Raw genomic sequence first — 23035 nt, forward strand, 5'->3', positions numbered from 1 at the left:
GGAACAGTGCAGCCGACGGAACTAGCCGAGCGCCTTCAGCGCCGCCTCGTAATCCGGTTCCTGAGCGATCTCCGGCACCAGCTCGGAGTGCACCACGGTGTCGTTCTCGTCGAGCACGACGATGGCGCGGGCCGTCAGCCCGGCGAACGGCCCGTCCGTGATGAGCACGCCGTAGCCGCGCGCGAAATCGTCCGAGCGCATGTTCGACAGCGTCATCACGTTGTCGAGTCCCTCGTCCCCGCAGAAACGCTTCTGCGCAAACGGCAGGTCGGCCGAGATCATCAGCATCACGGTGTCTTCGTGCGTCCGCGCGTAGTCGTTGAACTTGCGCGTGGACAGCGCACACACCGGCGTATCGACGCTCGGGAAGATGGACAGCAGTTTCTTCTTGCCCATCCAGCGCGACAACGACACGTCGTTGAGGTCGCGGTCCGTGAGAGTGAAATCGGGCGCCTTGCTGCCCACGCGCGGGAACTCCCCGGCGGTGTGGATCTCGGTACCCTGCAAAGTAATCGTAGCCATGGAAATACTCCGGATGCTGTTCGTGTGATCGGGCCTTCAGGCGACCCGTGCGTGGCGGAGGACGTCGTCCAGCGCCTGGAAATAGGTCTCGATGTCCGTGGCGGTGCGGGTCTCGGTCGCGCACAGCAGCAGGGCATGTCCCAGCTCGGGATAGTCCCGCGACAGGTCGTAACCGCCGAGAATGCCGCGCTCGGCAAGCGCCTCGAGCAGGGGCGCGACGGGGTGGTCGAAAGACAGCACGGACTCGTGAAAGTACGGCCCGCTGAAGGTGCGCCGCACGCCCTCGATGGAGCCGAGCTGACCGATCAGTTCGGCCGTGTTGGCCACGGAGGCCGCCGCCACGCGCGCCAGGCCTTCGGCCCCGAGCAGGCTCATGTAAATCGTGGCCGCCGTGACCATGAGACCCTGGTTGGTGCAGATGTTGGAGGTCGCCTTGGAGCGCCGGATGTGCTGTTCCCGCGCCTGCAGCGTGAGCGCGAAGCCGCTCCGGCCATCGAGGTCGACCGTGCGCCCCACGATGCGCCCCGGCATCTGTCGCACCAGGGCCTGGCGGCAGGCCAGGAAGCCGAAATAGGGTCCGCCGGAAGACAGCGGCACGCCCAGCGGCTGGCCTTCGCCGCAGGCAATGTCTGCCCCACCCTCGCCCCAGGCCCCCGGGGGTTCCAGCAGCGCGAGGCTGATCGGGTTCACGACGGCGATCACCAGGGCGCCCCTGGCGCGCGCCCAGTCGGTCAGCGTGGCGACATCCTCGTAACCGCCGAAAAAGTTCGGCTGCTGGATCACCAGCGCCGTGACGTCGGCATCGTCCCACGCGCGCAGGGCGTCGGGCAGCGTCACCCCGGTCTCCCGGCAATAGGGCACCGTCTCGAACTCGAGCCCCTGTCCCCCGGCGATGCTGTGCGCGACGCGCCGGTAAGCCGGGTTCACCGTCGCGGGCACCAGGATGCGCCCGCTTTTCGACGCACGATTGGCCCGCACCGCCATCAGCGCCGCCTCGGCCATCGCCGACGCACCGTCGTAAAGCGAGGCATTCGACACGTCCATGCCGGTCAAGGACGCCATCATCGACTGGTATTCGTAGATCAGCTGCAACGTGCCCTGGCTGGCCTCGGCCTGGTAAGGCGTGTATGCGCTGTAGAACTCTCCGCGCGTCGTGATCTCCCAGACGGCCGCCGGAATATGGTGCTCATAAGCACCGGCGCCGATGAAATTCAGGTGACCTTCGTCGCGCGCTGCGCGCTCCCGCATCAGCCGCTGGATTTCCATTTCGCCGAGCGCCGGGGGCACGCCGGACAGCGCCTCGATCTTCAGGCCGGGCGGGATCTCGTCGAACAGCTGCTCGATGCTCTCGACGCCGATGACGCCGAGCATCTCGCGAATGTCGTCTTCCGTGTGCGGAATGAAAGGCATGGGTCGCTCTCAGTCTTCCAGGGTTGCTGCGTATGCCTTCGCATCCAGCAGTTCAGGGGTTTCGCTCGCGGACGCCGGCCGGATTTTCATGATCCAGCCCTCGCCGTAGGGATCGCTGTTCAGCAGTTCCGGCTGGGTCGCCAGGGCCTCGTTGACCGCCGTCACTTCCCCGGCAATCGGGCTGTACACGTCGGAAGCCGCCTTGACGGATTCGACCACGGCGCAGGCCTCGCCCGGGGCGACGCTGCGCCCGACCTCCGGCGTTTCCACGAACACGAGGTCGCCGAGGGCTTCCTGGGCATGATCGGAAATGCCGAGCGTCACGCTCCCGTCGTCTTCCGGCCGGAGCCACTCGTGGGTGCGGGCATACTTGAGTTCTGCGGGAATCTTGCTCATCACGGGCCTCTCGAGGACTGGGTCGGAAACAGGGGTCGGAATAAAAGCTTCAGTCGAGCTGAATGCGGGATTTGCCGTTGCGCACGAAAGGCGGGCGCACGACGCGCGCCCCGAGCAGACGGCCGCGGATATCGACCTCGACGTGCTCACCGGCATCGGCCGGCACGCGCGCGAAACCGATGGAGCGTGCGAGCGTCGGGGAGAAACTGCCGCTGGTGACCTCACCGTCGCCGGCGGCCGTGACCACGCGCTGGTGGCCGCGCAATACGCCGCGATCCTCGAGCAGGAGGCCGACCAGCTTGCGCGGGGCGCCCGCAGCGCGCTGCGCCTCGAGCACGCCCCGACCGATGAAGTCGCGCTCAGCGGGCTCCCAGGCGACGGTCCAGCCCAGGCCGGACTCCAGCGGCGTGGTCGTCTCGTCCATGTCCTGGCCGTAGAGGTTCATCCCGGCCTCGAGACGCAGGGTATCGCGCGCCCCCAGCCCGCAGGGCCGTACCCCGGCGCTTTCCAGCGTGCGCCAGGCATCCGCCGCCGCCTTCGCGGGCAGGATGATCTCCCAGCCGTCCTCGCCGGTGTAGCCGGTGCGCGCCACGAACAACTCGCCGTACTGCGCCGCCGTGAACGGCGTCAGCGCGAGGGCCGCCTCGCGGGCTGCGGGGTCCAGCAGGATGGCTGCCTTGTCGCGCGCGGCCGGGCCCTGGGCGGCGATCATGGCCAGCTCGGGGCGCTCCCGGACCGTCACGCCGGTGCCGGCCGCCCGGGCCTGCAACCAGGCGAGATCCTTGGCCCGCGTCGCAGCGTTGACCACCATGCGATAGCGGTCCGGGGCGAGAAAATAGACGATGAGGTCGTCGATGACGCCGCCCTCGTCGTTCAGCAGGCAGCTGTAGAGCGCCTTGCCGGGAACCTTGAGCCGGGCGACGTCGTTCGCCAGCAGGTGCCTGAGCCAGGCCTGGACGGTATCGCCCTCGAGATCGACCACGGTCATGTGCGAGACATCGAACAGGCCGGCATCCGTGCGCACGGCGTGATGTTCCTCGACCTGCGAACCGTAGTGCAACGGCATGTCCCAGCCGCCGAAATCCACGATTCGCGCACCGAGGCGCTCGTGGTCCTGGTGCAACGGTGTCTTTTCGCCCATATCGTGTCTCTCCCCGCGGCCAAACAGCATGACGACAGGCGTCGCCTGCCGCCTCTCTGTCCGGGAACCTGAGAGATTCAGCCCCGCTGCGCACTGCGCCTGCGGAACCGGTCACCTTCGGTGGGCCCTGCGTGCGGCCGCTCTCCAGAGCCAACTCATCCCCGACGTCCTTTTGCCTGAGCGTTTCCGGGCGGTGCTTGCGCCTTCGGCGCCCCGGGCCTTGCGGTCCGGAGTCTCTCCACCGGGGATTTATATATACGTTGGAGCGCGTGATCATACCCGAGGCTGCGGCCCCGCGGCCAGCGACGACGGCGAGACGGTGCCGCCGGCGCCGCTCGGCGCTTGCTTGCGGCCGGACCGCCGGGCGGGGATCATTGGCGCCCAGGCATTTCGCCCCGCAAGAGACCGACCGCATGAGTCCTGTACGCAGACGCGCCTCCCTGCCGGTCACGGTGGATCACGTGCGCATCGGCGGCGACGCGCCCATCGTCGTGCAATCGATGACCAACACGGACACGGCCGACATCGACGGCACGGTGCGCCAGGTGGCGGACCTGGCGCGGGCCGGTTCCGAGGTCGTGCGCGTCACCGTCAACACCCGCGAGGCGGCTGCCGCGGTCCCGGCCATCCGCGAAAAGCTCTATGCGCTCGGCCTCAACGTCCCCCTGGTCGGCGACTTTCATTTCAACGGCCACAAGCTGCTGGCCGAGGTGCCCGAGTGCGCCGTGGCGCTGTCGAAGTACCGTATCAACCCGGGCAACGTCGGTCGGGGCAGCAAGCGCGATCCCCAGTTCGCTTCCATGATCGAGGCCGCCTGCCGCTACGAGCGCCCGGTGCGGATCGGCGTCAACTGGGGCAGCCTCGACCAGGACCTTCTCACGCGCCTGATGGACGAGAACTCGAAGCTGGCCGAACCGCTGGATGCGCATGCCGTCACCCAGGAAGCCATGATCCGCTCGGCGCTGGACAGCGCCGCGCGGGCGGTGGACATCGGCCTGCCGCGCAACCGCATCATCCTGTCCTGCAAGGTCAGCGGCGTGCAGGACCTGATCGCCGTGTACCGCGATATCGCGGCGCGCTGCGACTATCCGCTGCACCTCGGGCTCACGGAGGCCGGCATGGGCAGCAAGGGCATCGTGGCCTCGACCGCCGCGATGGCCGTGCTGCTGCAGGAAGGCATCGGCGACACGATCCGCGTTTCGCTGACTCCCGAGCCCAACGGCGATCGCACCCAGGAAGTGATCGTGGCGCAGGAGATCCTGCAGACCATGGGGCTGCGCGCCTTCACCCCCATGGTCATCGCCTGCCCGGGTTGCGGCCGCACCACCAGCACGGTCTTCCAGGAACTGGCGCAACAGATCCAGGACCACCTGCGCCATCGCATGCCGGAATGGAAGAAGCGCTACACGGGCGTCGAGGACATGACCGTGGCCGTGATGGGCTGCGTGGTCAACGGGCCCGGCGAGAGCAAGCACGCGAACATCGGCATCAGCCTGCCCGGGACCGGCGAACGCCCCGTGGCCCCCGTATACGTGGACGGACAGAAAGACGTGACCTTGAAAGGGGACGCGATCGCCGCGGAATTCCAGGCGATGGTGGACGCCTACGTGGAGCGGCGTTACCCGCCGCGCGACTGAAGCCTCGGGGAAGCACCGGCTGGTGCGGCGCGTCATGCGCGGGGCGGGGCCGCCCCGTAGAATAATGCGCATATCAATCACACGGGGCAGCGCATGGGCAAGGGCACGCAATACGTGGCCAAGGTTCCCGACGAGAACGGCTTCATTCACTACACGGACGCCGAGCACGAAGTCTGGCACGACCTGATCACGCGCCAGAAAAAAATCCTGCCGGGCCGCGCCTGCGACGAGTACATCGCCGCGCTGGAGCGACTGGAGTTGCCCGAGGACCGCGTCCCGCAATGCGCCGACGTCAGCCGCGTGCTCAGGGACGCGACCGGCTGGGAAGTCGCGCCGGTGCCCGCGCTGATCAACTTCACGGATTTCTTCAACCTGCTGGCGAACAAGCGCTTCCCGGCGGCGAGTTTCATCCGTTCCCGCGAGGAAATGGAGTACCTGAAGGAACCCGACATTTTCCACGAGATCTTCGGCCACACGCCGCTGCTCACGGATCCTCGCTTCGCCGCGTTCACGCATGCCTACGGCAAGGCCGGCGCCGCCGCCCGCAAAGAAGACCGCCCGATGCTGGCGCGCCTGTACTGGTTCACTGTCGAGTTCGGCCTGATTCATCGGCCGGACGAAGGCCTGCGCACCTACGGTGCAGGCGTGGTCTCGTCCGGCGGCGAAACGCTCTACGCGCTCGACAGCGACCGGCCGACGAGAAAACCCTTCGACCCGCTCGACGTGCTGCGCACGCCTTACCGGATCGACATCTACCAGCCGATCTATTTCGTCATCGAGAGTTTCGATACCCTCTTCGAGGTGGCGCAGATGGACCTGCTCGCATTGATCGACGAGGCGCGGGCGCTGGGCATGCATCCCCCGGCCTACCCGCCCAAGGAAGCGGCCACCGCCTGAGCGGGTCCGGGCACGCCATCCGGCTTATCAACACACCCAGTTACCGAGGAGACACCCCGTGAGCGAACTCGCAGCCAAGACCTGCCTGCCCTGCGAAGGCGGCGCCAAGCCCATGTCGGCCGAAGAAGCCGGCCAGCTGCTCTCGAGCCTGCACGACGACTGGTCCCTGAGCGAGGACGGCACCGAGATCCGCCGGGATTTCCGCTTCAAGGGTTTCTACCGCACCATGGGCTTCGTCAACGCCGTCGCATGGATCGCCAACCAGGAAAACCACCACCCCGATCTCGCGGTCGGCTGGGGACATTGCCTGGTGAGATTCTCCACCCACGCGATCAACGGCCTTTCGGAAAACGATTTCATCTGCGCCGCCAAGGTGGACGCACTGTTCAAGGACTGAGCCTTGCGGAGCAACCCGGCCCCGAGCGATGCGCGGCAGGCGGCGCCGGGCGCCGGGCGGGCGATGCGCTAGACCGCCAGCAACGCCACGTCGTCTGGCTCGATGGCTTCGAGCCGCGTGATCTGCGTGGCGGAAAACGCGAGCGCCGCGGCGCGCGCACGGCCGTCCCGCTCCTCGTCCAGGGACCACTGCGCATGCTCGCACAGCAGCGCCAGCGCGGTGGCCCGCCCCAGGGTCAGGGCGAAACCCCGGGCGTTGGTTTCCAGGGCGGCGCGACCCGCGCGGGCCGCAGTGCGGTGCCAGGCAAGCGCCCGGTCCGCTGCCGTGCCGGCAATGCTCACGGCCGCCACCAGCCGGTCGTCCCGGCATGCGCGCGCGCACGCGGCGATGCGCCGCCGCAGCACGGCCAGTGGTTCGCCATCCCCGCAGGCCTTGAGCAACTCGAGCGACAACACGTTGGTGGTGCCTTCCCAGATCGGCAGCACCTGGCTGTCGCGAACAATGACCGGCAAGCCGGTATCTTCGACGTAGCCGGCGCCGCCGAAGCACTCGATCGCCTCGGTCGATACCGCCACCGCCTGCTTGCCGGTCGTCAGCTTGGTGAGCGACGTCATCAGCCGCAACAACGCGCGTTCGTCGTCGTCGCCCTCGCCATGCTCCGCACGCCCCAGCAGGCGGATCAACTCGAAGCACAGGTGGAAGGCCGCCTCGTATTCGGCCTGCATCGCCGCAAGCGTCTGCACGTGGAGGGGCTGGCGGGACAGCGGCTGGCCGAAGGCGGTGCGGCGCCGTGCGTAATCCCGGGCCAGCGCGACGCCGCGGCGCATGAAGGAGGCGGCGCAGACACTGTTCCAGGTCCGCGTAAGGGTCAGCATGGGGACGATCTGGCGAATACCGTCCGTGAGCCCTGCGACCGGGATCGCCGGAGTGCCGTTGAGCATCAACTCCGCCGTCGGCACCTTGCGCGTGCCGAGCTTGTCCTTGAGCCGCAGCACCTCGATGTGATCGAGCCGGCCGCCGGCGTCACGGGTCTCCACGTAGAACAAGGCCAGGCCGCGCCCGCCGGCATCGTTGCCCTCGGGGCGCGCGAGGGTCAGCGCCATCTGCGAGGTGGCGGCGGAGGTGAACCACTTGCGTCCCCACAGGGTCCAGCCGTCATCCTGGCGGCGGGCCACGGTTTCCGATGCGCCGACGTCGGATCCGCCCGTGGACTCCGTCATCCACTGGCCGCTCGTCCAGAAGCGGGCCGGGTCGCGCGTGGTCAGGCGAGGAACCGCACGCGCCGCGAGTTGCTCGTTGCCGGAATCGATCAACGTGCGCGCCGCACCGTCGGTCATCGCCAGGGGACAGCTGTACAGGTCGGTGGACGGATGGAACAGGTGCACCATGGCGAACTGCACGGTCCGCGCCAGTGCGCCGTAAGTCCCTTCGTAACCGGTCGCGACCAGGCCGAACTCCGCCGCGAGACGCTCGGCGCGACGCCATAACGGGGTCAGCTCGATTTCGTCGATGCGGTTGCCCCAGGCGTCCCATTGCACGAGTCGCGGCTCGTTGAGCCGGTCGGCGAGCTGCATCCGGTAGAGCTCGCCGCCGGCCAGGGCGCCCATCCGGCGGAGGCTGTCCTCGACCTCGGCGGGAATCGCGCCCTCGAAGCGGCGCGCCAGGACCGAACGCAGCACGCGATCGTCGTCGTACTGGTTGGCAAGCCCGGGCGGATCCTGGTTGAACGGCTGCATCGGCGCCGGCGCTAGATGCCCATCTTGTTCAGGTGATCGAGAATCCTCCCGAGCACGAGGGTCATGGTGGGATGGCTGCGCTGGAACTCGTCGATATGCTCGCGCAGCTGCTCCCGGAGCGTCTCGGCGTGCTGGTCGTCCGCAGCCGCGACGCGATCCTCGATCTGCGCCTGGAGCGCATCGATGCGCGCCCGCTGGCTGGCGCTGAGCTCACCTGCGTCCGCCACTTCCCGGCGCAATTTCGCCAGCAGCGCCTCCATTTCCTCTCTGGACGTTGTCGGCATGGTCATTACTCCAATACTAAAGCATTGTCAGGCGGCGACACCGGATCGGGCGGCCGCCGGCAGGTCACCTTCGAGGCCCATCGCACGGCGCACGAAGACGCCCTTGAGCGGAGCGAGCCGATCGACGAGCGTGAACCCGGCCCGCCGCACCGAGCCGGCCGCGGGATTGTCGTTGCTGAACAGCCGGTTGATCGCGTCGAAGGCCCGCATCGCGAAAAAGTTCTCCGGCTTGCGCCAGCGCTCGTAACGCCTGAGCAATGCGGGATCCCCGGGATCACGTCCTGTAGCGAGCCCCGCAGCGACGACTTCGGCCAGTGCAGCCGCGTCCAGGAAACCGAGATTCACGCCCTGCCCCGCCAGCGGATGCACCGTGTGTGCCGCGTCCCCGACCAGCGCAAATCGGCCGCGGGTGTAATCCGGCGCATGGCGCATGCGCAACGGGAAAGCCGCCCGCGGGCCGGACTCGAGCACCTGGCCCAGGCAACCGTCGGACGCCTCCGCGACCGCGGCGCGGAATGTTTCGTCGTCCATGGCCAGCAGCGCTTCCGCCTCGGCGGGCGTCGTCGACCAGACGATGGATACCTGCCCGTCAGCGAGAGGCAAGAGTGCGATCGGCCCGGTCGGCAGGAATCGCTGCCAGGCGGTTTCGCCGTGCGGCAGCTGGCAGCGGATGTTGCAGACCACCGCCCGCTGCTCGTAATCGTGGCCCCGCACGCTCAGCCCCGCCATCTCGCGCGAGGCGGATCGGGCGCCGTCAGCGCCGACGACGAGGCGAGCCGACAGGCGCCGGCCATCCTCCGTGCCCAGTTCCGCCCGCTCCCCGTCCAAGACGAGCGACGCCAGGCGGGCGCCATCGAAAAGCCTGACGTTGTCGAACCGCAGCAGCGCGTTGCGCAGCGCGAGCCGGACGAGTTCGTTTTCCACGATATGTCCGAGCACCGGTGCTGCGATGTCCGCGGCGCTGAAGTGCACCGCACCGGGGCCGCCCGCGGGGATCGCGCCGTCCCAGACCCGCATCTGCGTGTAGGGACCGATGCGGCCGGCGGCAATCTCTCCCCACGCGCCGCAGGCCACGAGCACCCTCCGGCTGGCCTCCGACAATGCGGACACGCGCAGGCCGGGTTGATCGCCGGCTCCCCACTGCGGCGGCGGATCAGCGTCCAGCACGGTGATGGCGATCGAGGGCGCGGCGCGCGCCAGCAGCGCGGCCGTGGCGGCGCCGACCATGCCGGCGCCCACCACCACGATGTCGGGCTCACGTCTCATGGTGCCAGGGGCCGTCCGAGCGCGAGCCGCGGCAGGCGACCTCCGAGCCCCATGCCCCGACGCGCGACTGCGGCGCGGGCGGCGGGCAGCAGGTCCAGTCCGACGAGCCCGAGGCGCCGGCCCGCGCGCAGCGGTGCGAAATCGCTGGTGAAAAGCTGCACGAGGCCGTCGGTATCGCGCACCGTGCGGGCGCGATCCTCCTCCCGCCATTCGGCATATTCCTCCAGCAGTTCCGACGCGCCCGGATCGCCGCCGCGGGCGACGAGCTCGGCGAGCACGGCGACGTCGCGCAGCCCGAGGTTGAATCCCTGGCCGGCCACCGGATGGATGCCGTGCGCCGCGTTGCCGACCAGCACCACGCGACCCGCGTGCCATGCCTGGGACTGGACGAGGGACAGCGGGTACCGGGCCCTGCGGCCCACCTTGCGGAACACGCCGAGACGATAGCCGAAAGCCGCCTGCAGGGCCGCGAGAAAGCCGGCGTCGCTTTGCTCTGCCTGTGCCGCAGCGTGCTCCGGCGACAGCGTCCAGACGATCGTGGCGCGTCGCTCGGTGAGCGGCAGCACGGCCAGCGGACCGCTGGGCGTGAATCGCTCGAATGCCGTACCGGCCGGATCCACCGCCGGCGTCACATTGGCGATCACGGCCGACTGCCCGTAATCGCGGACCTGGTGAGCGATGCCCGCCATGGTCCGCACCGGGGATCCCGCGCCGTCGGCAGCCACCAGCAGCTTCGCCGACACCGTGGCCGGCGCAGCGTCACCGCGATCGATGAGCACGTCGATCTGCCCCTCGCCCTGCTCGAGACCGACGACCGTCGCCGGCGCCCACGCTGCCAGGTCACCGGCAGCCTCGATGCCCTCCCAGAGCGCCTGGCCGATGACGCGATTCTCGAGCACGTAGCCGAAACTTTCGAGGTCATGGTCGGCGGCACGGAGGCGCGTCGCGCCGAAAGCGCCGCGCTCCGAGACGTGCACGGCGCGGATCGGCGCAGCCCGATCGGCGAGCCGCGCCCAGCAACCGATGCCTTCGAGGATGCGCCGGCTGCTTTCGGAAACTGCAGTCGCCCGATCGTCGTAGCTCGGCTGGGCCGCGTCCGTCGGCGGCCGTGCCTCGACCACGAGGACGCGCAATGGCAACGCCGCGAGCGCGACCGCCAGCGATGCGCCGACCATGCCGCCGCCGGCAATCACCACGTCGAAAGCTGGATCGTCAGGCATGTTTCCTAGGCCGCATTCATGAGTCGTTCGATCTCCGCCGGGTCTTTCGGTGCATCGCGGGACAGCACGTCCGGCGCATCCCGGGTCACGAGCACATCGTCCTCGATGCGGACGCCCATGCCCCACCACTTCTTCGCCACCCCGCGGGTTCCGGGCGCTATATAAAGTCCGGGCTCCACTGTCAGGACCATGCCGGGCTCGAGAATGCGCCACTCCTCCCCTACCTTGTAGTCGCCCACGTCGTGCACGTCGAGCCCGAGCCAGTGGCCGGTGCGATGCATGTAGAAACGACGGTAGTCCCCGTTCTTGACGAGTGTCGGCACGCGCCCCTTGAGGAGACCGAGACGGATGAGACCGCGCGTCAATACTCGCACCGCCGCCTCGTGAGGCTCGTTCCAGTGGTTGCCCGGGCGCACCTTGTCGATCGCCGCCAGCTGCGCTTCCAGCACGACCTCGTAAAGCGCACGTTGCTCGTCGGTGAAGCGTCCCGACACCGGGAAAGTACGGGTGATGTCCGAGGCGTAGCACTCCAGCTCGCAACCCGCATCGATCAGCAGCAGGTCACCCTCCTTGAGGCGGTCCCGGTTCTCGACGTAGTGCAGGATGCAGGCATTCTCCCCGCCGCCGACGATGGGCTGGTACGACACGGTGGCGTCGTGGCGGCGGAACTCGTGGAGAAACTCGGCCTCGATCTCGTACTCCGTCAATCCCGGTCGGCAGTGACGCATCGCACGGACATGCGCGCCTGCGGCAATCTTCGCCGCCTTGCGCATCGTCGCGATCTCGCTGCGGCTCTTGAACAGCCGCATGTCGTGCAACAGGTGATCGAGTGCGACGAACTCGTTCGGCGCCGTGACACCGTTCTTCGACGCCGCGCGCAGCTGGTTGATCCAGCCGAGCAGCCGCTGGTCGAACTCCGCGTTGAGTCCCATCGCGTAATAGACCCGCTCGCAGTTCTCCAGCAGGCCGGGCAGGATGTCGTCGATGTCGGAGATCGGGAAGGCGTCGTCCGCGCCGAAGTCTTTTACGACGCCCTCCGGCCCGGCGCGCCGCCCGTCCCACGTCTCACGCTCCGGATCCCGGTCGCGACAGAACATGACGAACTCGCCGTGCGCACGTCCCGGCGCGAGCACGGCCACAGCCTCAGGTTCGGGAAAGCCCGTGAGGTAATGGAAATCGCTGTCCTGGCGGTAGGCGTGCTCGACATCCCGGTTGCGGGTGCGGGTCGGCGCCGACGGCAGGATGGCGATCCCGCCCTTGCCGATCATTCGCATGAGTTGTCTGCGCCTGCGGCCGAAGTCCCTGTTGTTCATTGTCGATGGCGCCCCGGTGCTTGTCGTATGTATGTCAATGATAACCGGGCGGCGGACGACACTCGTCATAGACCAGTTGCACGGCGACCCGGACGTATTCCTCGAGTTCCGCGAGCGCGCTCTCGCCCGCTTCCTCGACCTCCTCCTCGGTCACGCCGGCGCGCCCGATTTCGGAGAAATCGGACAGCACCTCGCGGACTTCGTCCGGCAACTCCTCCATCGGCCGCAGCCCGCGCACCGCCAGGCCATAGAGGAAGCCGTTGCACCAGGCCGCCAGGGCACCAGCCCGGTCCTCGATGGGCGCATCGTCTGCAGGCAACAGCAACTGGAAAGACATTTCACCGCCGCGCAGTGCGCCGGCAGTCGACTCATACAATGATTCGAGCAGCCCGCGCGCATCCTGGCTACCGCCGAAACTGTAGTCATCGATGTCGGCGAGCGTGTTATGGATCCAGGTGTCCAGCGCCTCTTCGACTCCCGCGCACAAGAGTCCGCAGAGCGTGCCATGCGCCTCGGCCGCCACAGGGCCGCCTGGCTCGGCGCCGAGGGCCAGCTGGAGTTCATCGTAGTCGGGAATCTTCTCGCGCACATGCCTTACCTGCTACCGGCCGGGAGCGTCGGCCATGAAGCGATGCTAACACCGCCCCAGGCGTCCTCACAGGCACCGCGGCGACGTGATTGACCGCCTCCGGGGCCGTCACTATAGTTGCCGGCATGGACGAAGGCACGGCGCACGCAGTGGACCTGGAACTGAAGCGGCTCGAGCGGCGGCTCGAAGAGCTTGTAGCGGTCTGTCGGCAGCTCAAGGAAGAAAACCGCTCGCTCCGGCAACGGCAGGACACCCTCATGGTGGAACGGGCTTCGCTGATGCAAAAGAACGAGCAGGTGCGGACGCGCGTCGAAGCCATGATCGGTCGCCTCAAGACCATGGAGCAGGGTTCATGAGCGAGGAACCTGCCCGGGTCAGCGTGCGAATCCTCGAGAAGGAATACCAGTTCGCCTGTCCGTCCGACGAAAAGAACGACCTGATACGCTCGGCGGAATACCTCAACGCGCGCATGAAGCAGATCCGCGACACCGGCAATGTCGTCGGGACCGACCGGATTGCCGTGATGGCCGCGCTGAACCTCGCCAACGACCTGCTCAAGGGACGCAGCCGTGACCAGTCGCTGGAGTCCCAGGTCGGAACACGGCTGAAAAACCTGCGTGAACGCGTGGAAATCGCGCTTGAGGATGGCAAGCAGCTGGAACTATAGCTGCCCGCGGCAAGTCTTAAAGTCTTGGCGTCTCCTGCGGTGTTCGATTCGGGCCGGGATCCTCTCGACCCTAATTAACTACCCTGGGACCGGAACGTGTCGGCACCGGTGCGCAAGCCCGCTTCTGGCGGAAAGCCTTAGGTACGACTACTGGTCCCACTTATTGCTCTGGTTCGAGAGCAATGGTCTGTAACGGCACAGGCGGGAGGCGCCACCTTATTTTTTCTCCGCACGATCCGGTTGCGTCACGCAGCGCGTTGCGACTCGAGATGAGAGCGCGGCGACGCGCGCTGCCGCCGTTTCGGCGGCGGCTTGCCAACCAGGCGATCGTGAGACGGATCACGACACTCCCTGCTTTTCGTCGTGCGCGCAGTATCGCTTTGTACTGGCCGGCGGACGGGGAACCGGACGTACGCGCCGTCGCCGCGACGGCATGGCGTCACGACAAGCGCGTTCTCCTCCCCGTGGTGTCGCAGCAGGGCGTCATGCGCTTCGCCGCCTGGGATCCGAAGACGAGATTTCGCCGCAACCGCTATGGCATTCCCGAGCCCGTGGCGCGCCGCTTGCGCGCCCCCGCGACACGCCTGGACCTGGTCGTCATGCCGCTGGTCGCTTTCGACAAGCACGGCAACCGGCTCGGCATGGGCGGTGGCTACTATGATCGCGCGCTCGCCACGCGAGGACGGCGAACGACCCTTGTCGGCGCGGCTTTCTCATGCCAGCAGGCTCCCCTCATTCCCGCCCAGCCGTGGGATGTGCCACTCGATATAGTCGTCACCGAAGCCGGCCCCGCGATCACGTGCAAGGTGATGCGCGCATCGGCCGTACCGTCGCAAGGAGCTCAGCAATGAAGTACTGGTTGATCAAGTCCGAACCCGGTTCGTTTTCCATCGACGATCTTGCGCGTGCTCCGCGCAAGACGACGTGCTGGGATGGCGTCAGGAATTACCAGGCACGAAACATGCTCCGCGACGAGATGAAACGCGGTGACCTCGCTTTTTTTTATCACTCCAATTCCGAACCGCCCGGCATCGTCGGCATCGTCGAAATCGTTCGCGAAGGTTATCCTGATCACACGGCTTTCGATCCGGATGATCATCACTTCGATGCCAGGAGCGACCCGGAATCTCCCCGCTGGTACATGGTCGACGTCAAGCTCGTCGACAAGTTCGAACGCTTGTTGAGCCTGCGCGAACTGAAAGAATATGCCGGCGATCAACTCGCAGGTTTTCAATTGCTCGCGCGCGGCAACCGACTGTCGGTCATGCCCGTATCCGCACCGCATTGGAAATTCATCAATTCGATTTCGAAAGCAAAATAGCGTGCGAAACGCGTATTGCACTCACGCGACGAAGATCGTGCTCGTCCAATTGCGGGCGCAGTGAACGAATCAATTCGGATTCGAGCGCGCGTCATGACGCCAGGATGTTTGCTGGATGTAACGCGTTGTTGTATATACAGCCTCGCGAACCCACTACACGGAGATACACATGGCTGTTGCATCGAAAAAGAAAACTGCGAGCAAGAAGAAACCGGTGGCGAAGAAGAAAGCTGTCGCCAAGAAGAAACCGGTTGCTCGCAAGAAGGCGGTAGCGAAGAAGCCGGCTGCCAAGAAGAAGCCTGCCGCGAAGAAGAAGCCGGCTGCCAAGAAGAAGCCCGCCACGAAGAAGAAGCCGGCTGCCAAGAAGAAGCCCGCCGCGAAGAAGAAGCCGGCTGCCAAGAAGAAGCCCGCCGCGAAGAAGAAGCCGGCTGCCAAGAAGAAGCCCGCCACGAAGAAGAAGCCGGCTGCCAAGAAGAAGCCTGCCACGAAGAAGAAGCCGGCTGCCAAGAAGAAGCCTGCCAGCAAAAAGAAGACCGTCTCGAAAAAGAAGTAGGCGCTTCCTGTTGAGCGGATCCGGCAACTTGCCGCCCGCGTCGAGTTTTGAGGGCCGGGTCCGCGATGAGCGGCTCGGCCCTCGCTCTATCCAGCCCCGGAACCCGTACGGAGGACCGCATGGACCAGGAGAACAAGAAAGCCGCCGTTGCTAAAGCCGCGGCCGACGAAGTGCCGATGGGTTGCCGGCTCGGCGTCGGCACCGGCTCGACCGTAAATCACTTCATCGACGCTCTGGCGGCGCGCGGCATCGAACTTGCCGCGGTCGTATCCAGCTCGGACGCGACCACCGCGCGCCTCGAGCAGCGTGGTATTTCAGTAAGCGAACTCAACGCCACGGGCGACCTCGATCTTTATGTCGATGGGGCAGACGAAGTCGACCCTGCCGGCCACATGATCAAGGGCGGCGGCGGCGCATTGACCCGCGAGAAAGTCGTGGCCGCCGCGGCGAAGAAATTCATCTGCATCGTGGACGACACCAAGCTCGTACGCGTGCTCGGCACTTTTCCGCTGCCGGTCGAGGTCATTCCCATGGCCCGTTCCTACGTCGCACGGCAGATGGTAAAGCTCGGCGGCCTGCCCGAATATCGCGAAGGCTTCGTCACGGACAACGGCAACGTCATCCTCGATGTCAGGCATCTCGACATCGTAAACCCCGTCGAACTCGAGGACCGCATCAACCGGATACCGGGTGTCGTGACCGTCGGTATCTTCGCGCGGCGCAAGGCGGACCTGGTACTGGCGGCCGGTCCGGATGGCGTGCAACGCCTGGCGCCCGGCTAGCCGCCGCCTCCGGCGGCTCGGCCCTTCGGGCTCGTTGCCGCAAGCGGCAACGCCGTCTCGGCCGGCCAGGCCGGCCTCGGCTCGAACCTAGGTTCTCATCCTCGTCCCCGGCACGAACGACAAAACCGAACAGGGCCCCTTGCGGGGCCCTGTTCAGTTTCGTAGTGGCTGGGGGACTAGGATTGCTTCGCCGCCTCCGGCGGCTCGGCCCTTCGGGCTCGTTGCCGCAAGCGGCAACGCCGTCTCGGCCGGCCAGGCCGGCCTCGGCTCGAACCCAGGTTCTCATCCTCGTCCCCGGCACGAACGACAAAACCGAACAGGGCCCCTTGCGGGGCCCTGTTCAGTTTCGTAGTGGCTGGGGGACTAGGATTCGAACCTAGGTTGGCGGAGTCAGAGTCCGCAGTCCTACCGCTAGACGATCCCCCAATTCGGGAGGCGCGATCCGCCCGGATCAGCGCTTCGAGTACTGGGTGGCGCGACGCGCCTTGCGCAGGCCGACTTTCTTGCGCTCGACTTCGCGCGCGTCACGGGTAACGAACCCGGCCTGGCGCAACGCCGGCTTGAGAGCCGGATCGTAGTCGACCAGCGCACGGGTCAGTCCGTGCCGGATGGCGCCCGCCTGGCCGGTCGTGCCGCCGCCGTGAACGGTGACCTCCACGTCGAAGCGATCATCCATGTGAATCAGCTCCAGCGGCTGGCGCACGATCATGCGCGCAGTGCGACGCCCGAAAAACTCGTCGAGCGGCTTGCTGTTCACCGTGATCGCGCCCTTGCCGGGACGCAGGTACACGCGAGCCGTCGAGGTCTTGCGCCGGCCGGTGCCGTAGTTCATGTCAATGCTCATATTCTTTCCTGGCCGGTTCAGATCTCCAGCGCCTGGGGCTGCTGGGCCTGGTGAGTGTGTTCGCCGCCGGCGAAAATGCGCAGCTTGGTCAGCATCTGCCGGCCGAGGGAATTCTTCGGCAACATGCCCTTGACGGCTTCCTCGATCACCTGCTCGGGGGCGCGCTGCAGGCGCTTGCCGAGCGTTTCCGACTTCATGTTGCCGATGTAGCCGGTGTGATGATAATAAATCTTGTCGGCGATCTTGTTGCCGGTGACATGCACCTTGCTCGCGTTGATCACGACAATATAGTCACCGGTGTCCACGTGCGGCGTGAATTCCGGCTTGTGCTTGCCACGCAGGCGGCGCGCCAGTTCGGTCGCAAGACGGCCGAGCGTCTTGCCGTCGGCGTCCACGACGTACCAGTCGCGGCGGACGGTGGCCGGCTTTGCGGTAAAAGTCTTCATGTCCCAGCTCCAGAAAGATGAGCGGCAGGCGAAAAGCAGGCAAATATAAGGCACTGCCTCCCGCCATGCAAGCGGCCAGGTCGGGCTTCGCCTGACCAGTGCGGAAAAAACCCTTTTAAATCAGCCACTCCGCTCCGCCCCGCCTATTTGGCTGGCGGCTCGGAAGGGAGTTGCAGTCGCTCCACCACGCGGCCATGCACGACGTGCTCCTGGATGATCTCCTCGAGATCCTCCTGGTCCACGTAGGTATACCAGACCCCGTCGGGGTACACGACCACGACCGGGCCCTCCTCGCACCGGTCCAGGCAGCCCGCGTTGTTGACGCGGACCTTGCCCGGCCCGGCGAGGCCAAGTTCCTTGACGCGCGCCTTGGCCCAGGCCCGCGCCGGCTCGGCACCCGCTTCCTGGCAGCACGGCCGCCCGTCTTCCCGGCGGTTGGTGCAAAAAAACAGGTGCCGCTGGTACCAACCCATGATCAGAACCTGTATTCGAGACCGATGGTCGTATAGAAGTCCGAGTTCCGATTGCCCGCCGGCACGTCGGTGTTGTGCTTGACGACGTAGCTGATCTTGGCGGCCAGGTTGCCGACGATCGTCGTTTCCAGGCCGGTCTCGCTTTCGGCGTAGGTGTTGTCGGAGGACCACTGGATGAGGAGGTTCTGGATGAACTGAGCCGACGGCGAGATCTGCCAGGCATAACGCAGGCCGCCGCTCAAGACGCCGCCTTCCTCCGAGGTGCCGTCCGCGAGATCCGCGAAGCGGTAACCCACACCGACTTCGCCATTGAGCGAATGCACGTCAGTATCGAGGATGACCCTACCGTAACCGATGCTCGGCACCCACTCTTCGCGGACACCGCCGAAATTGTCCTTGCGCCAGTCGATGCGCCCGTAGAAGTAATCACCTTCGGACCAATAGTAGTTCGCGGTACCGCGTGCCTCGTAGCGTTCCTCGGTCGTGACCGAAGCTTCCTCGCGCGTCACGAAGAGCAGCTTGGCATCGTAGAGCCACGGGCCTTCGGTGACGTACTGAAGGTCCGTGTTGCCGGTGATCGAAAGCGTGTCCGAGTTGCCCCGCGCCTCGGCGTACCCGAAGCCGACCTGGCCGCCCAATCCGATTTCGGTTTCCTCGGCCTGCAGTATTGCCGGGGCAACCAGGCCGGCAGCCGACGCTGCCAGAGTCATGAACAATCCCTTAGACTTCACGCTGAACTCCTTCGCTATTTTGGGCACCTGGGGCGCCGCCACGGCCCTGCGGCCAAATTCGGGGCCGGGAGAATACCAAATAATTCACCGCGGGGCCGCAACAGGAGGCGAAGCGAAGCATGACCAAGCCCGCGGCCTTTCCGCTGGATCTCGCCGATCGCTGCGTCAAGTGCGGCCTGTGCCTGCCGCATTGCCCGACTTACCAGCTGTCGGGCGTCGAGGGCGAATCGCCACGCGGCCGGATCGCGCTGATGCAGGGACTCGCCACCGGACGGCTCGAGCCCACGCCCGGACTCGTCGATCACCTGAACCAGTGCCTGGGCTGCCGCGCCTGCGAACGCGTCTGCCCGGCCGACGTGCCTTACGGCGAATTGATCGATGCGGGGCACGCTTTGCTGGTCTCGTCCGGCCACCCGCGGGCGGCGCACGAGCGCGCTCTCGCCTCGCTCATGCGCCGCCCGGCGTGGCTGCGCAAAGCGGTGGGACTGGCGCGCCTGCCCGGTGTGGGCGCAGCCGCAAAGGGTCTCGGCGGCCTGCCGGCACGTGCCATGTCATTGTTGCCCGGAGATGCCGGCCCGGCGCGCCTGCGGGATGTTCCGGCCCCCAAGCCGGCACCACTCGGCGAAGCGCTGCTCTTCGCCGGCTGTGTGAGCGGCGCGGTGGATGGCCGTTCGCTGGATGACACCCGGCACCTGCTCGAGACGGCGGGCTGGCAGGTGTGCCGCCCGCCCCGCCAGGGCTGCTGCGGCGCCATCGACCTGCATGCCGGCTACCCTGAGATCGCCACCGGGCTCGCAGAACGGAATCTCGCGGCCTTTCCGGGCGACGGGCCCGTGGTGGCCTGCGCCTCGGGTTGCGCAGCCACATTGCTGGATTATGCGCGCCTGGCGGGCGAGCCCGGCGCACGCTTCGCGCGACGTATCCGTGACCCGGCGGAACTGCTGGCGGATGCGCCGCTCGAGTTCGGCCGTGGCCAGTATCGCTCCGTCGTGCTGCACGTGCCCTGCACGCAGCGCAACGTCACCCGCAGCAGCGACGCCACGCGGCGCCTGCTCGCCCGCATTCCGGACCTGGCAGTGCGCGAGCTGCCGGCCGGCTGCTGCGGCGCCGCCGGCGCCCACTTCCTCAGCCATCCCCGCCAGGCCGACGCGCTGCTCGAAGCGGCACTCGCGCGACTCGCCCGGGACCCACCGGAGGCCCTCGTCACCAGCAACATCGGCTGTGCCATGCACTTTGCAGCAGGGCTCAAGCGTATCGGGCTGGACATTCCCGTGATGCATCCTGCCTCCCTGGCGCGCGACGCGCTAAAATAGCCCCCATGACCATGCGCAGACTCAGCCCGGTGGACCGGGTGTTTGAACAAATCGACCAGGCGGTGCGCACCGTGCTGGCTCCGCCGCCGCCCGCCTCCCGCCCGAATCCGGCCGCGGACCTCCCCGAGGCCGCCATGACCGAGCGCGAGCGCCGCCATGCCGCCGCGCTGATGCGCGTCAACCATGCGGGCGAGGTCATGGCGCAGGGCCTCTACCAGGGCCAGGCACTGACCGCCCGGCTGGACACGGTGCGGGGCGCCATGGAACAGGCTGCCGTAGAGGAATTCGATCATCTTGCATGGTGCGAGGAACGTCTGGCCGAACTCCGGGATCATCCGAGCCGGCTTGGACCGCTCTGGTACACGGGCGCCTTCGTCCTCGGCGCCGGCGCCGGGCTCGCCGGGGACCGCTGGAGCCTCGGCTTCGTCTCGGAGACCGAAGCGCAGGTCATCAGTCATCTCGAGGAGCACCTCGGGCGGCTGCCCCCGGCGGACCAGCGCAGCCGTGCCATCATCGGCCAGATGAAGCTCGACGAGGCACACCATGGCGAAGTGGCGCGCGAGGCCGGCGGCCGGCCTTTGCCGGCGCCCGCGCGGCGTTTCATGGCCATGATCTCCAGGGTCATGACGCGGACGGCTTACTGGATCTAGGGCCTGGCGGCGAGGCGCACGGGTTGCCCTCGCAACCGCCGTAGGTTAAAAGAGCACCTGCCGCACGGCTTAACATAAATAACGAGCGAGGCCAGCGAATGGGTGAGCCCTTGGGCGGGGGAGTCGAAATCCCCGCGATGAATCGATTTATCGAGCTGTGCCGCGTCCGCTCTGTGCCTTCGAAGACGGTCGTCATCCACGCGGGCGACCTGCCCGACACCCTCTACTACATCATCGACGGCTCCGTCGAAGTGATGATCGAGGACGAGGAAGGCAACGAGATGGTGCTGGCTTACCTCAACAAGGGACAGTTCTTCGGCGAGATGGGGCTCTTTTACGAGCAGCCGACCCGCAGCGCCTGGGTGCGCACTCGCACCGCCTGCGAGCTGGCCGAAATGACCTACCCCCGCTTTCGCCAGGTGGCCGAGGACAGCCCCGCGCTGCTGTTCGAGCTGGCCACCCAGCTCGCGACGCGGCTCGAGCGCACCAACCGCAAGCTGGGCGACCTCGCCTTCGTCGACGTCACCGGCCGGATCGCGCACGCCATCATGGACCTCTGCAAGGAACCGGATGCCATGACCCATCCGGACGGCATGCAGATCAAGGTCAGCCGGCAGGAGCTTTCACGCCTCGTCGGCTGCTCGCGGGAGATGGCCGGCCGGGTGCTCAAGGTGCTCGAGGAGCAGGGCCTGCTGCACGCGCGCGGCAAGACGATCGTGGTCAACGGCGTCCGCCCGGAGCAGCGCACGCGCCAGATCTCCTGACCGGGCCCCGGTCTTATTCCCCGTAATCCGCGCCGGCCAGTTCACGGCGCATGGCCGTGATGGTGCTCGCGTAATCGCTCGAGCCGAAAATCGCGGATCCCGCAACGAAGGTATCCGCACCCGCGCTCGCCACGGCGGCGATGTTGTCCACCTTGATGCCCCCGTCCACTTCGAGCCGGATCGACAGGCCGCTGTCATCGATGAACTGCCGGGCCTCGGCGACCTTGCGCAGGGCACCCGGGATGAACTTCTGGCCACCGAAACCGGGATTCACCGACATGATCAGCACCATGTCCACCTTGTCGGCGACGTAGTCCAGCCAGGTGAGCGGCGTGGCCGGGTTGAACACCAGGCCGGCGCGGCAGCCGAGGTCACGGATCAGCTGCAGGCTCCGATCGACGTGCTCGCTCGCCTCCGGGTGGAACGTGATCCAGCTGGCGCCGGCGCGCGCGAACGACTCGATGAGCCCATCCACCGGCTTGACCATCAGGTGCACGTCGATCGGCGCCTCGACGCCCCAGTTGCGCAATGCCTCGCAGACCATCGGGCCGATGGTGAGATTAGGCACGTAGTGATTGTCCATGACGTCGAAGTGCACCATGTCCGCGCCGGCCTCCAGCACGGTGTCCACTTCTTCGCCGAGACGCGCGAAATCAGCCGACAGGATCGAGGGAGCGATGCGATAGTCCAGCATGGGAGTTCCCGGGGTTGTATTGAAAATTACGCCGCCACTCTAACCGAAGGACGGCCCGTGCCGAATATCGCGCGGCAACGCTAGCGCATGCCGCGTGCGGCCCGCAGCGTTTCCCATGCGCTGCGGATCTCGCGCGTTTTCGCCTCGGCGACAGGGATCATCGATTCGGGCATCCCGCGCGCGCGCAACTTGTCCGGGTGATGCTGATTCATGAGCCGCCGGTAGGCGAGCTTGATGTCTGCGTCGCTGGCCTGGGGCTCGAGCCCCAGCACGCGATAGGCTTCCGCGGCGGATGCCTGGGGCGAGGTTCCCGGCGGCCGGGCCTGGGAACCGCGGCCGAAGCGCAACAGGGCCTCGATCTGGGCCATCTCGACGCGCCCGAGATCCAGCGAGGATGCGACCCGCCACAGGACATCCCGCCGCGTCGCATTCAGCTGCCCGTCGGCTAGTGCCGCCTCCATCTGGATCTCCAGGAATGCCCGTCGCAGGGTGTGGCGCGCGCCCAGCGCCTCCCGCAGGCGGCCGAGCTCCCGTTGCATCGGCCAGTCGGGGTCCTTTCCCGTGTTGAACAGGCGGATGGCCTGCTGGACCTGGCCGGGATCGAGGCGCATGCGCGCCATGATGCCGCGGGCCGCCTCGATCTCTGCCTCGCTGACGCGGCCGTCCGCCTTGGCCACGTGCCCCATCACGGCGAACGTCGTCTCGAAGAACACCTGGCCGACGCCGTCGAAGCTGACGCGCCGGATGCCGCCGACCCCGCGATCGAACTGGTGTCCGAGAAACAGGCCGACTGCGGCGCCGACCGGGCCCGCCATCGACCCGATGATCGCGCCCACGAGCTTGCCGGTCCAGTTCATCGCGGCCTGCCGCCGGCGCGCGGCCCTCGGCAAAGGATTTGACGCGCGGCGCGGCCCGCTGGGAGAATTCGGCCAATCACGGCATGTGCCTCCAAGGAAGTCCGCAAATGTTACCAGCACCGGATTCCGCCG

28 protein-coding genes, 1 tRNA gene, 1 other RNA gene and 1 riboswitch are annotated in these 23035 nt (G+C 67.0%); of the genes, 13 read left to right on the plus strand and 17 right to left on the minus strand.

What is annotated here, in order from left to right:
* Positions 1-21: 21 nt before the first annotated feature.
* The 4 genes from tpx to gcvT are packed head-to-tail and all read right to left on the minus strand — an operon-like array spanning position 22 to position 3469.
* Positions 22-522, minus strand: coding sequence for a thiol peroxidase (gene tpx, locus G6032_RS05770; RefSeq protein WP_165281173.1), 501 nt, complete (start codon positions 520-522; stop codon positions 22-24).
* Between the two features lie 36 nt (positions 523-558).
* Positions 559-1932: an aminomethyl-transferring glycine dehydrogenase subunit GcvPA gene (gcvPA, locus tag G6032_RS05775; RefSeq protein WP_165281174.1), complete on the minus strand. Its 1374-nt coding sequence runs from the start codon at positions 1930-1932 to the stop codon at positions 559-561.
* Between the two features lie 9 nt (positions 1933-1941).
* Positions 1942-2328, minus strand: a complete 387-nt coding sequence (gene gcvH, locus G6032_RS05780; RefSeq protein WP_165281175.1) for a glycine cleavage system protein GcvH — start codon at positions 2326-2328, stop codon at positions 1942-1944.
* Between the two features lie 49 nt (positions 2329-2377).
* Positions 2378-3469, minus strand: a complete 1092-nt coding sequence (gene gcvT, locus G6032_RS05785) for a glycine cleavage system aminomethyltransferase GcvT (protein ID WP_165281176.1) — start codon at positions 3467-3469, stop codon at positions 2378-2380.
* Between the two features lie 154 nt (positions 3470-3623).
* A riboswitch (glycine riboswitch) is annotated at positions 3624-3721 on the minus strand.
* Between the two features lie 161 nt (positions 3722-3882).
* Here gcvT and ispG point away from each other — a divergent pair.
* From ispG to G6032_RS05800, 3 genes are all read left to right on the plus strand, one after another.
* A complete protein-coding gene (gene ispG / locus G6032_RS05790) occupies positions 3883-5106 on the plus strand; it encodes a flavodoxin-dependent (E)-4-hydroxy-3-methylbut-2-enyl-diphosphate synthase (RefSeq protein WP_165281177.1) in 1224 nt (407 codons plus the stop codon).
* Between the two features lie 93 nt (positions 5107-5199).
* Positions 5200-6003, plus strand: a complete 804-nt coding sequence (phhA, locus tag G6032_RS05795) for a phenylalanine 4-monooxygenase (protein WP_165281178.1) — start codon at positions 5200-5202, stop codon at positions 6001-6003.
* Between the two features lie 58 nt (positions 6004-6061).
* On the plus strand, positions 6062-6400 hold the full coding sequence (locus G6032_RS05800; protein ID WP_165281179.1) for a 4a-hydroxytetrahydrobiopterin dehydratase: 339 nt from the start codon (positions 6062-6064) through the stop codon (positions 6398-6400).
* 68 nt (positions 6401-6468) lie between these two features.
* On the opposite strand, the gene G6032_RS05805 is transcribed toward G6032_RS05800, so the two are convergent.
* The 6 genes from G6032_RS05805 to G6032_RS05830 are packed head-to-tail and all read right to left on the minus strand — an operon-like array spanning position 6469 to position 12808.
* Entirely contained in the window at positions 6469-8136 is a 1668-nt protein-coding gene (locus tag G6032_RS05805; RefSeq protein WP_165281180.1) for an acyl-CoA dehydrogenase family protein, read from the minus strand.
* 11 nt (positions 8137-8147) lie between these two features.
* Positions 8148-8420 carry a DUF4404 family protein gene (locus tag G6032_RS05810; protein WP_165281181.1) on the minus strand — a complete coding sequence of 91 codons (273 nt, stop codon included), beginning with the start codon at positions 8418-8420 and terminating at the stop codon, positions 8148-8150.
* 27 nt (positions 8421-8447) lie between these two features.
* The gene (locus tag G6032_RS05815) at positions 8448-9686 is read right to left on the minus strand and encodes a UbiH/UbiF/VisC/COQ6 family ubiquinone biosynthesis hydroxylase (protein WP_165281182.1); all 1239 of its coding nucleotides are present in this window, start codon (positions 9684-9686) and stop codon (positions 8448-8450) included.
* Positions 9683-10906, minus strand: coding sequence for a 2-octaprenyl-6-methoxyphenyl hydroxylase (gene ubiH, locus G6032_RS05820; RefSeq protein ID WP_165281183.1), 1224 nt, complete (start codon positions 10904-10906; stop codon positions 9683-9685). The genes G6032_RS05815 and ubiH overlap by 4 nt, the downstream gene beginning before the upstream one ends.
* A gap of 5 nt (positions 10907-10911) precedes the next feature.
* A complete protein-coding gene (pepP, locus tag G6032_RS05825; protein WP_165281184.1) occupies positions 10912-12219 on the minus strand; it encodes a Xaa-Pro aminopeptidase in 1308 nt (435 codons plus the stop codon).
* Positions 12220-12253: 34 nt separating this feature from the next.
* Positions 12254-12808, minus strand: a complete 555-nt coding sequence (locus G6032_RS05830) for a UPF0149 family protein (RefSeq protein WP_165281185.1) — start codon at positions 12806-12808, stop codon at positions 12254-12256.
* Positions 12809-12897: 89 nt separating this feature from the next.
* On the opposite strand from G6032_RS05830, the gene G6032_RS05835 reads away from it, so the two are divergent.
* From G6032_RS05835 to rpiA, 7 genes are all read left to right on the plus strand, one after another.
* Positions 12898-13164, plus strand: a complete 267-nt coding sequence (locus G6032_RS05835; RefSeq protein WP_346763766.1) for a TIGR02449 family protein — start codon at positions 12898-12900, stop codon at positions 13162-13164.
* Positions 13161-13475, plus strand: a complete 315-nt coding sequence (locus G6032_RS05840) for a cell division protein ZapA (protein ID WP_165281186.1) — start codon at positions 13161-13163, stop codon at positions 13473-13475. The genes G6032_RS05835 and G6032_RS05840 overlap by 4 nt, the downstream gene beginning before the upstream one ends.
* Before the next feature lie 28 nt (positions 13476-13503).
* A non-coding RNA gene (gene ssrS, locus G6032_RS05845) (6S RNA) lies at positions 13504-13687 on the plus strand.
* A gap of 45 nt (positions 13688-13732) precedes the next feature.
* A complete protein-coding gene (locus tag G6032_RS05850; protein ID WP_276610870.1) occupies positions 13733-14326 on the plus strand; it encodes a 5-formyltetrahydrofolate cyclo-ligase in 594 nt (197 codons plus the stop codon).
* Positions 14323-14796, plus strand: a complete 474-nt coding sequence (locus tag G6032_RS05855) for an EVE domain-containing protein (RefSeq protein WP_165281188.1) — start codon at positions 14323-14325, stop codon at positions 14794-14796. The genes G6032_RS05850 and G6032_RS05855 overlap by 4 nt, the downstream gene beginning before the upstream one ends.
* Before the next feature lie 169 nt (positions 14797-14965).
* Entirely contained in the window at positions 14966-15349 is a 384-nt protein-coding gene (locus G6032_RS05860; RefSeq protein ID WP_165281189.1) for a histone H1 protein, read from the plus strand.
* Between the two features lie 119 nt (positions 15350-15468).
* Positions 15469-16131, plus strand: coding sequence for a ribose-5-phosphate isomerase RpiA (rpiA, locus tag G6032_RS05865; RefSeq protein ID WP_165281190.1), 663 nt, complete (start codon positions 15469-15471; stop codon positions 16129-16131).
* 352 nt (positions 16132-16483) lie between these two features.
* Here rpiA and G6032_RS05870 read toward each other — a convergent pair.
* The 5 genes from G6032_RS05870 to G6032_RS05890 all read right to left on the minus strand — a co-directional run bounded on the left by G6032_RS05870 (position 16484) and on the right by G6032_RS05890 (position 18625).
* Positions 16484-16557: transfer RNA gene (locus G6032_RS05870), tRNA-Gln, on the minus strand.
* Between the two features lie 25 nt (positions 16558-16582).
* Positions 16583-16975 (minus strand): 30S ribosomal protein S9, encoded by a 393-nt coding sequence (rpsI, locus tag G6032_RS05875; protein ID WP_165281191.1) that lies wholly within the window; start codon positions 16973-16975, stop codon positions 16583-16585.
* A gap of 17 nt (positions 16976-16992) precedes the next feature.
* A complete protein-coding gene (gene rplM / locus G6032_RS05880; protein ID WP_165281192.1) occupies positions 16993-17421 on the minus strand; it encodes a 50S ribosomal protein L13 in 429 nt (142 codons plus the stop codon).
* 143 nt (positions 17422-17564) lie between these two features.
* Positions 17565-17894 (minus strand): (2Fe-2S) ferredoxin domain-containing protein, encoded by a 330-nt coding sequence (locus G6032_RS05885; protein ID WP_165281193.1) that lies wholly within the window; start codon positions 17892-17894, stop codon positions 17565-17567.
* Positions 17895-17896: 2 nt separating this feature from the next.
* Entirely contained in the window at positions 17897-18625 is a 729-nt protein-coding gene (locus tag G6032_RS05890) for a DUF481 domain-containing protein (RefSeq protein ID WP_165281194.1), read from the minus strand.
* A gap of 119 nt (positions 18626-18744) precedes the next feature.
* Between G6032_RS05890 and G6032_RS05895 the strand changes: the two genes are divergently transcribed.
* The 3 genes from G6032_RS05895 to crp all read left to right on the plus strand — a co-directional run bounded on the left by G6032_RS05895 (position 18745) and on the right by crp (position 21352).
* Positions 18745-19938, plus strand: a complete 1194-nt coding sequence (locus G6032_RS05895; protein WP_165281195.1) for a (Fe-S)-binding protein — start codon at positions 18745-18747, stop codon at positions 19936-19938.
* A gap of 5 nt (positions 19939-19943) precedes the next feature.
* Entirely contained in the window at positions 19944-20588 is a 645-nt protein-coding gene (gene coq7, locus G6032_RS05900) for a 2-polyprenyl-3-methyl-6-methoxy-1,4-benzoquinone monooxygenase (RefSeq protein WP_165281196.1), read from the plus strand.
* Positions 20589-20725: 137 nt separating this feature from the next.
* A complete protein-coding gene (crp, locus tag G6032_RS05905) occupies positions 20726-21352 on the plus strand; it encodes a cAMP-activated global transcriptional regulator CRP (RefSeq protein ID WP_165281197.1) in 627 nt (208 codons plus the stop codon).
* A 13-nt stretch (positions 21353-21365) separates the two neighbouring features.
* On the opposite strand, the gene rpe is transcribed toward crp, so the two are convergent.
* The gene (rpe, locus tag G6032_RS05910; protein ID WP_165281198.1) at positions 21366-22046 is read right to left on the minus strand and encodes a ribulose-phosphate 3-epimerase; all 681 of its coding nucleotides are present in this window, start codon (positions 22044-22046) and stop codon (positions 21366-21368) included.
* A gap of 80 nt (positions 22047-22126) precedes the next feature.
* On the minus strand, positions 22127-22903 hold the full coding sequence (djlA, locus tag G6032_RS05915) for a co-chaperone DjlA (protein ID WP_165281199.1): 777 nt from the start codon (positions 22901-22903) through the stop codon (positions 22127-22129).
* Positions 22904-23035 lie beyond the last annotated feature (132 nt).

Source organism: Wenzhouxiangella sp. XN24, assembly GCF_011064545.1.
Taxonomy (GTDB): Bacteria; Pseudomonadota; Gammaproteobacteria; order Steroidobacterales; family XN24; genus XN24.